The organism is Planomonospora algeriensis (assembly GCF_977012225.1).
In genome coordinates, this window is record NZ_CDRNDK010000743.1 from 1 (window position 1) to 2,049 (window position 2,049).

At 75.0% G+C, this 2,049-nt stretch carries 3 protein-coding genes; all 3 read right to left on the reverse strand.

Annotated features, from left to right (window positions below; genetic code table 11):
• Nucleotides 1-156: GAP1-N2 domain-containing protein (locus tag ACWJ6R_RS35270; RefSeq protein ID WP_449066368.1), on the reverse strand; the 156-nt coding region annotated here is incomplete at its 3' end.
• A 3-nt stretch (nucleotides 157-159) separates the two neighbouring features.
• A complete protein-coding gene (locus tag ACWJ6R_RS35275; protein ID WP_449066366.1) occupies nucleotides 160-1,296 on the reverse strand; it encodes a GTPase domain-containing protein in 1,137 nt (378 codons plus the stop codon).
• A gap of 33 nt (nucleotides 1,297-1,329) precedes the next feature.
• Nucleotides 1,330-1,959, reverse strand: coding sequence for a hypothetical protein (locus tag ACWJ6R_RS35280; protein ID WP_449066367.1), 630 nt, complete (start codon nucleotides 1,957-1,959; stop codon nucleotides 1,330-1,332).
• Nucleotides 1,960-2,049: the final 90 nt, after the last annotated feature.

The following is a 2,049-nucleotide window of genomic DNA, read 5'->3' on the forward strand; positions in this document are numbered from 1 at the left end:
CGCCGGCGGCGCGTCCGGCGGCGGCCGGTAGGTCAGGTAGGGCGCGACCGCGGCGGACAGGCCCTCCGGCAGGCCGGCGGTCCCGGCCACGATCTGGAAGCCGGATCTGCCGGTCGGCCCGGCCTCCGCCGAGGTGTAGTGCAGCTGCCAGGCCACGTCCTACCTCCGCACGCCGTCGAGCATCTTGAACCGGTGGAGCAGCCACAGCAGGGGGTCCTCGACCCGGTACGGCCTGATGCCGCCCGCGCCGACCCTGCCGGGCTCGGGCACCGCGCCGAGCGCCGACAGGCCGAAGAACGCGTAGTCCGCGTAGTTCTGGCGCAGGTAGCGGTCGAGCATGGCGGCCTGCCACCCGTCGAGCAGGGCCCGGATCTGCTCGTGCACCGCCTCGCGGTCGTCCAGGTCCAGCGCGCCGATCCGCTCGCGTGCGCGGTGCAGCGCCGACTGCCGCTCCATGGACGGCTGCAGGGCGTCGATCTTGCTGAGCGCCACGGCGACCGGGATCTTCACCGCCCCGCCGCCGCCCCGGTGCCGCAGCAGCTCGGTGACGCGGCTGATCACGTTGACCGGGTCGCTGTCCGGGTCGTCGGCCAGGGCCCCGCTCGCCGCCCGGGCCGCGCCGTTCAGGGAGTCCCGCGCGCCCGGCAGCTCCAGCGGGTCCACCAGGAAGATCACCGAGTCCGCCGCGTTCAGGTACCGCAGGTGCATCTCGGTGACGTCGCGGCTGCGCAGGTCCTCGCCCGCGGTGTCGAACAGGACCAGGGTCAGCGACTCGGTACGGCTGCGCAGCCTGCCGCGGATCGTCCGGGTGAGCAGGTAGACCAGCGGGTCCCGGAGGCTGTTCGCGGCCGACTGGGTGACCTCCGGCAGCCGGTTCTGACCGTAGAGCGGCCGGGAGAAGTCCTGCTTGTACCGCTCGATCGTCCGGTCGTCGCACGGCACGAGGGAGGCGTCCAGCTCGGCGCCGACCCGGTTCATCAGCTCGTGCAGCAGCACCGCGATGTAGGTGCTCTTGCCCGAGCCCTTCGCCCCGACCAGTGCGACGATCTTCCCGGGGTTGGCGCAGTACTCGGCGGGCAGCCTGCTGTGGCACTCGGGGCAGACCCGCCACCCCGTCTCCCTGCGGCAGTCGGGGCATTCGGCGCGGCGGCCCGGCCTGCGCACCGAGAAGACCGGCGGGAGGAGGGGCGCCGCGCCTCCGCGGAACGCGCCGAGGACCTCGTCCGCCCGGGGGTCGCAGCCGTTCCCCCTGCCGCTCTTGCCCATGCAGCGGAAGGCGATCCGGTTCCGCGCCACCTTCGCGAAACAGTACGGGCAGGTGATCAATGCTCATCCCGTCTTCATGCGCCGGACGGGCGGGTCGACGAGCTCGACGCCCTCCTCGGCGAAACATCTCAGCCAGTACGGCCCGGCCTGCCGGGGCGCCGGCACCGTGAGCCGGGCGGGGACCTCGACGCCGGTCCACTCGCCGAGCACCCGTCCGTCGTCCGCCGAACGGGGCTGGATCGCCCCCGCCTTCAGCACCAGGGCGAGCCTCGCGAGCCGTACCGGCCGGTCCGAGGTGACCTCGACGACCAGCGACCGCCTGAACGGCAGCCCTTCGACGCGCAGGTCGTAGCGCACGGGGACGGCGGCGGCCAGGCTCGCCGACACCGCGGGACCGCGGACGCGCTCTCCGCGCACGGTCGCCGTCGGCGCCACCTCGACCGTCAGCGGCTCGCCTTCGGGCGCCTCCAGGCGGATCCCGCCCTGGGAGCGGTAGGCGGCCGCGCCGACCAGCATCCGGCGGCCGCTCCAGCGGACCTCCACCTCCGGCGCCCGCGCGGGCCAGTCGAACCCGACGAAGACCGCGGCGCCGCGCCGCTCCACCGTCAGCCGGCCGGCGGGCGCGAGGTCGACGTGCTCCCGGTGGGCGCCGATCGTCGCGAGGTCCCCGGCGACGGTCACGGCCAGCAGCACCCCGGGACGGTACCGGGACGTGACGTCACATATCCCTCGCGCACCGGCGCCGCGGGCACGGCCGGCCCGCCCGGCGCGCCTCCGCCGCCG